The 6,148-nt window shown below is 41.1% G+C and carries 3 protein-coding genes and 12 tRNA genes; 1 reads left to right on the forward strand and 14 read right to left on the reverse strand.

The window, feature by feature from the left end; genetic code table 11:
• Window positions 1-89 precede the first annotated feature (89 nt).
• Window positions 90-1,313: an arginine deiminase gene (gene arcA / locus EG2_RS11265; RefSeq protein WP_060814829.1), complete on the reverse strand. Its 1,224-nt coding sequence runs from the start codon at window positions 1,311-1,313 to the stop codon at window positions 90-92.
• A 292-nt stretch (window positions 1,314-1,605) separates the two neighbouring features.
• On the opposite strand from arcA, the gene EG2_RS11270 reads away from it, so the two are divergent.
• Window positions 1,606-3,609: a beta-galactosidase gene (locus EG2_RS11270; protein WP_060814830.1), complete on the forward strand. Its 2,004-nt coding sequence runs from the start codon at window positions 1,606-1,608 to the stop codon at window positions 3,607-3,609.
• 280 nt (window positions 3,610-3,889) lie between these two features.
• On the opposite strand, the gene EG2_RS11275 is transcribed toward EG2_RS11270, so the two are convergent.
• The 13 genes from EG2_RS11275 to EG2_RS11335 form a co-directional block, all read right to left on the reverse strand.
• Window positions 3,890-4,651 carry a (S)-acetoin forming diacetyl reductase gene (locus tag EG2_RS11275; RefSeq protein WP_060814831.1) on the reverse strand — a complete coding sequence of 254 codons (762 nt, stop codon included), beginning with the start codon at window positions 4,649-4,651 and terminating at the stop codon, window positions 3,890-3,892.
• A gap of 225 nt (window positions 4,652-4,876) precedes the next feature.
• Window positions 4,877-4,960 (reverse strand) — tRNA-Leu (locus EG2_RS11280).
• A 129-nt stretch (window positions 4,961-5,089) separates the two neighbouring features.
• Window positions 5,090-5,173: transfer RNA gene (locus EG2_RS11285), tRNA-Leu, on the reverse strand.
• 26 nt (window positions 5,174-5,199) lie between these two features.
• A tRNA-Cys gene (locus tag EG2_RS11290) sits at window positions 5,200-5,270 on the reverse strand.
• Between the two features lie 39 nt (window positions 5,271-5,309).
• Window positions 5,310-5,381, reverse strand: a tRNA-Gln gene (locus EG2_RS11295).
• Between the two features lie 10 nt (window positions 5,382-5,391).
• Window positions 5,392-5,464: transfer RNA gene (locus EG2_RS11300), tRNA-His, on the reverse strand.
• A 29-nt stretch (window positions 5,465-5,493) separates the two neighbouring features.
• Window positions 5,494-5,567 (reverse strand) — tRNA-Trp (locus EG2_RS11305).
• Window positions 5,568-5,573: 6 nt separating this feature from the next.
• Window positions 5,574-5,654 (reverse strand) — tRNA-Tyr (locus tag EG2_RS11310).
• A gap of 1 nt (window position 5,655) precedes the next feature.
• Window positions 5,656-5,731, reverse strand: a tRNA-Phe gene (locus EG2_RS11315).
• A gap of 34 nt (window positions 5,732-5,765) precedes the next feature.
• Window positions 5,766-5,839: transfer RNA gene (locus EG2_RS11320), tRNA-Asp, on the reverse strand.
• A 4-nt stretch (window positions 5,840-5,843) separates the two neighbouring features.
• A tRNA-Val gene (locus EG2_RS11325) sits at window positions 5,844-5,916 on the reverse strand.
• 20 nt (window positions 5,917-5,936) lie between these two features.
• Window positions 5,937-6,008 (reverse strand) — tRNA-Glu (locus EG2_RS11330).
• Window positions 6,009-6,018: 10 nt separating this feature from the next.
• Window positions 6,019-6,107 (reverse strand) — tRNA-Ser (locus EG2_RS11335).
• Window positions 6,108-6,148: the final 41 nt, after the last annotated feature.

A 6,148-nucleotide genomic window follows, 5' to 3' on the forward strand; every position in this document is an offset into this window, starting at 1 on the left:
ACTTCCTCTCATCTTTTTTAAACGTCCTAATTTGTGATACCACCTGTTTTTTGATGATAAAAAAACACTTGAGTCAGCTAGTCATTCTATCAATCAGCTGTACGAATAAACGGCATACTCATGCAGCGGGGACCGCCACGGCCCCTTACTAATTCACTACCTGGAATTTGATGTAATTTAATACCGGCCTCTGCTAAAAGTTGGTTCGTAATAGTATTCCGGTCATAGACGATCACTTCACCAGGCGCGATGGCTAATGTGTTTGATCCATCGTTCCATTGCTCTCTGGCAGCTGCCGTGATATCGTCCCCGCCACAACGAATCAACTCGACTGCCGGCAAGTCCAAATAACGGCATAAAATGTGATCTAACGTATCTTTTTCTTCAACTACTTTGACTCCTTGTCCTTGCTTTGTAATAGAGAACAAGGTTAGTTCACCTTCTATTTCAGGGTGAATCGTAAACTTGTCTTTATCAATCATGGTAAAGACCGTATCCAGATGCATAAATTTCCGTTCAGAACCAATATCAAATGCTAAAATATGTTCAAATGATGGTTCCATTGAAAAAATGTTTTCAGCAATTTTTTCAATGGAGTGCACTTCTGTACGCTGGGAAATACCGATCGCTAATACATACTGGGACAAGACAAGCTGATCCCCACCTTCGATACGTGCAGGTTCTTCTCGATCATACAAGAAATTGACCGATGGCTTGGCGTACTGTGGATGGTGCTTGAAAATGTACTGTCCATAAAGCGTTTCTCTTCGACGAGTTTCCGAAAACATCCGGTTAAGAGAAACGCTATGACCTATAATAGCAAACGGATCTCTTGTAAAATAAAGGTTCGGCATCGGATCAATAATAAATGGATAATCATTTTCCCGCATTGCTGACAAACTTGCAGTCTTCGATATGGAAAGATCCTGTTTTTTTAACCCCGCCATCGTTTGATCAATAAACGTTCGTTCGTCTTTAATCGAAAGAAAATAGTCTCTAACTTCATTTAATACATCTTGATCTTTTATTTTCGTCTCTTGCAAATAATCATCCAAGAAAGCTTCCTTACATCCTGAAAGCTGTAATGTTTCAGCAGCCAGATCTTCTAAATAAACCACTTCACAGCCATTCTCTACTAAAACTTTTGCAAAAAAATCATGTTCTTGTTGGGCTTGTGCCAAAAATGGAATATCGTCAAACAACAAGTCTTCTAAATAATCCGGCATCAAGTTTTCAAGTTCTGCACCGGGACGATGGAGCATCACCCGTTTTAACGGTCCAATTTCTGAAAATATTTGTATGGGTTTTGACATAACCAACCATTCCTTTCGCTCATTTCAAAAATGCTGAAGATGTGCATAAATATAAAAGAACATCTAATAATAATACATCTTCATTAAGAATTGAGTGTTATCAATTATAGTTAATTGTAGGTTGAAAATAAAAAAACAGCAAGTAATATGGTTCTCGTGTATTGAGATCGGTTTGAACATTTTACAGATATTTGTATTATTTCATGCACCTTTTTGCTAACGCTTTCAGCTTTTACTTTTTTTGTTATGATTGAAACAAATATGTCTTACTATGAGAAAGGAAGTTTAACAGATGGTTGATCAAAAACAAATTTATTACGGCGCAGATTACAATCCTGAACAGTGGTCGCAAGAAACGATAAAGGAAGACATGCGCTTAATGAGAGAAGCCGGAGTCAATTATGTCAGCATCAATATTTTTGGTTGGGTAAACATTCAACCAAATGAATCAACATTTGATTTCACTTTTTTGGATTGGCTGATGGATCTCCTTTATGAAAACAATATTGCCATCGATTTAGCCAATGGGACAGCTTCACCCCCTGCATGGTTAGTCAAAAAATATCCTGAAATGATGCCGATGACCATTCATGGCAATCGGCTGGTACATGGTTCTCGCCAGCACTATTGCCCGACTTCACCGATTTATCGGGATTATGCCCGTAGGCTCAGTGAAGCTGTTGCCAAACGATACAGCCAACATCCGGGAGTTGTGATGTGGCATATCAATAATGAATATACTTGTCACATCCATGAATGTTATTGCCCAAACTGTCGTGCCAGTTTCCAAAATTGGCTAGAAAAAAAATACCAAACAATTGAAGCATTGAATACAGCTTGGTCAACAAAATTTTGGAGCCAAACCTATCAAGAATGGGACGAGATTTTCCTACCAGAAGAAATGCCGACTTTTAAGAATCCTTGTCAACAGCTTGATTATCGTCGCTTCATTTCTGATATGAATCTGGAAATTTATCAGATCGAGAAAAAGGCAATTCAAACATTCTCATCAAACATCCCATTCATGACGAATTTGATGGGTCTGCATAAATATGTCGATGGCTTCAAATGGGCTTCTGAAATGGATGTCGTTAGCTGGAATGCCTATCCTAATCCGTTTGAATCTCTGCCCTATCCCCAATTCTTAGCCAATGATCTCATGCGAAGTTTAAAAAAGAAACCTTTTTTGATCATGGAACAAGCCCCAAGTGCGGTCAACTGGCGCCAAGTAAACGGCGCCAAAAAACCCGGTCAAATGCGCTTATGGAGTTATGAGGCACTTGCTCATGGCTCCGATGGCATGATGTTCTTTCAATGGCGCCAATCACAAGGAGGGGCAGAGAAATTCCATAGTGCAATAGTCCCTCATGGTGATCCACACACAAGTCGCACCTTTCGAGAATGTGCTGCTCTGGGAAATGAATTAAAACAGTTGAATGGCATCGTTGGCAGCCGGTTTGTTGCCGATATTGCTATCGTATTTGATTGGGAAAATTGGTGGGCCCTTGAGCTAGATGCGAAGCCGAATGCCAATATTCGCTATATTCACCAAATGAGGGCGTTATATGCCGCTCTAAGAGCGTTGAATATTACTGTTGATTTCATTCATCCATCTGAATCACTAGACGGCTATCCCCTTGTGATTGCGTACAATTTGTACTCTGCATCAGAAGAATTTGGCAATAAAGTCAAAGAATTTGTAGCAAATGGTGGAACATTCTTGACAAATTTCTTCAGCGGAATCGTCAACGAAAACGATCAAGTCTATCTTGGCGGCTATCCAGGACTTTTTAAAGAGGTATTAGGGATCACAGTTGAAGAATTTCAGCCTTTAAAACCAGAAATCCAGCAACAAGTGCATTTTAAAAATAAATTTTATGAAAATCGTCGGTGGGAAGAACTGATCCATTTACAAGGCGCTACCCCACTCGCTACTTTTACAAGTGACTTTCTTAAAGATTCACCAGCCATCACTAAGCATCGGTTTGGCAAAGGGCTGGCCTATTACTTAGGGACCGAGCTAGAACAAGAAGGATTGACCGACTTATTGAACGACATTTTTAGTGATGCAAAACTAACAAAAGTTGCTGAGAGCTATTTGCAAGACAATAGCGAGTTGTCTGTCACTGTTCGACAAGGACCAACCCATATCTTTTTATTCCTACTTAATCATACAAACGATTCCCAACAAGTACAATTTCTATCGGAAGGTACTGCATTATTATCAAAAAGAAAAGTTTGTGAACTCACCATCGCCCCCATGGAAGTTGAAATCATCAAATTTGCCAAGGGCTAAAGAATGACTTTATTTTTTGTCCTATTCTTTGTGATAACTCCCAATCTCAGACTTTTTGCGATCGTTCCTTCGTATACAGATGAATGACCCGATTAGAATCTATCTAATCGGGTCATTCATTCGATGCTTTGCATGAAACAGCAAATTACATAACTACTATCGTTTAGTTTTTCTTACAGTAATAATTGAACAAGAAAATGCCAATATTTTGGTGAGTTTCAAGCAAATGAAAACCTGTGGGACTATCCGAACGTCCAATCCTAGATCAACGACTTATTGATTACTGGAACTGCATTCCGCCATCCACAATGATCGTTTGTCCAGTTATATAGTTGGCATCATCACTGGCTAAAAATGAAACGACTGCCGAAACATCTTCGGGTTCAGATAAACGTTTCAATGCGATATCTTTACTAAAAGTTTGCATTCCCCATTCATCATCTTTACCAGCATTAACACCTACTTGATGCGCAATATCCATCATCATCGGTGTTTTAACAATACCTGGTGCATAAGCATTTACAGTAATACCATAGTCAGCTAAATCTCGCGCAGCGATTTGGGTCATACCACGAACAGCGAACTTTGAGCTACTGTACAACATTAGATTAGGATTCCCCACAACACCTGCCTGTGAACAGGCATTGATGATTTTTCCACCATGATTCAACTTTTGAAATGCTTCAGAAGCCGCTTGTGTTCCCCATAATACACCCCCGGCATTAACGGAATAAACTTTTTCAAACTGTTCTGGAGTAATAGACTCTATCGGTGTAGTTGGTGCTACCCCAGCATTATTTACAATCACTGATAAGTCACCATAGACCTCTATTACTTTATCAACTGCTGAGAAAATCTCATTCCGTTTCGAAACATCTGCTTTGATAGCAATCCCATGTTCGCCAAGCTCTTTCGCTGCCGCTCTTACAGAATTTTCATTGTAATCCACCATTGCCACGTCAAAGCCATCTTTGTACAAACGCTTAGCTATGGCAAAACCAATACCTTGACCAGCACCGGTAACTAATGCAACTTTTTTCATTCATTTCCACTCCTTCTTATGAATAATCTTTACAGTTTTATGTTACTGCTTATGAATACTCTCAGCTAGTGAAAATAAATACGCATTCTAGTAAATTTTTTAAAACAGTAATTCGCCACACTTTTTCTTTTTGCTGATAAAGATCAATTCTTTCAAAATTTAAGAAAGCACACATTTAAATAAAAAAAGCATCAACGTAAGGAATACGTTGATGCTTCATTGTTATACCGACGGCCGGGGTCGAACCGGCACGTCCTTGCGGACACCAGATTTTGAGTCTGGCGCGTCTGCCAATTCCGCCACGTCGGCATGATTGCAGATCACTCAAGTACTTACTAAATTTTAACAGCTTTTTTATCCAACCAATCAGTTGATCTTCAACCAATGTTAGGATAAAAATCGATACATCAATCGTACGAACGAATGATGTATCGATAATACCGACGGCCGGGGTCGAACCGGCACGCCCTCGCGGGCACTGGATTTTGAGTCCAGCGCGTCTGCCAATTCCGCCACGTCGGCATAACGCAAATATTAGTATCGTACTAAGGCGGTAACCGGATTTGAACCGGTGATGAAGGTTTTGCAGACCTCTGCCTTACCACTTGGCTATACCGCCATTATACTATTTCTGCAATTTACAAAAATGTAAATCGAACTGGGGTAGCTGGATTCGAACCAACGCATGACGGAGTCAAAGTCCGTTGCCTTACCGCTTGGCTATACCCCAAAAATGAAAGGGCGAGTGATGGGAATCGAACCCACGAATGCCGGAGCCACAATCCGGTGCGTTAACCACTTCGCCACACCCGCCGTGATAAGAAAACTTTTTAAAATAATAATGGCAGGGGCAGCAGGAATTGAACCCACACTAACGGTTTTGGAGACCGCTGTTCTACCTTTAAACTATGCCCCTATAAAATGGAGGAGAGTGGATTCGAACCACTGAACCCGAAGGAACGGATTTACAGTCCGTCGCGTTTAGCCACTTCGCTACTCCTCCATGGTGGCGCGGGACAGAATCGAACTGCCGACACATGGAGCTTCAATCCATTGCTCTACCAACTGAGCTACCGAGCCAAAATAATATGGTGTATTTACAATAATAATGAAACGGTCTGGACGGGACTCGAACCCGCGACCTCCTGCGTGACAGGCAGGCATTCTAACCAACTGAACTACCAAACCGTAATGGAGGTTAACGGGATCGAACCGCTGACCCTCTGCTTGTAAGGCAGATGCTCTCCCAGCTGAGCTAAACCTCCGGGTGTTCATTAAATTGTAATGATCCGTACGGGATTCGAACCCGTGTTACCGCCGTGAAAGGGCGGTGTCTTAACCACTTGACCAACGGACCAAGATTATAACGGAGAGTAAGGGATTCGAACCCTTGAGACAGCGGTAGCCATCTACATGATTTCCAATCATGCTCCTTCGGCCTCTCGGACAACTCTCCAGCCTAAAAGAAGCTCAATACTCTTTTTTCTCTTGTAAGAG

Origin of the sequence: Enterococcus gallinarum NBRC 100675, assembly GCF_001544275.1 — a bacterium.
In the GTDB taxonomy this organism is placed as follows: Bacteria; Bacillota; Bacilli; order Lactobacillales; family Enterococcaceae; genus Enterococcus_D; species Enterococcus_D gallinarum.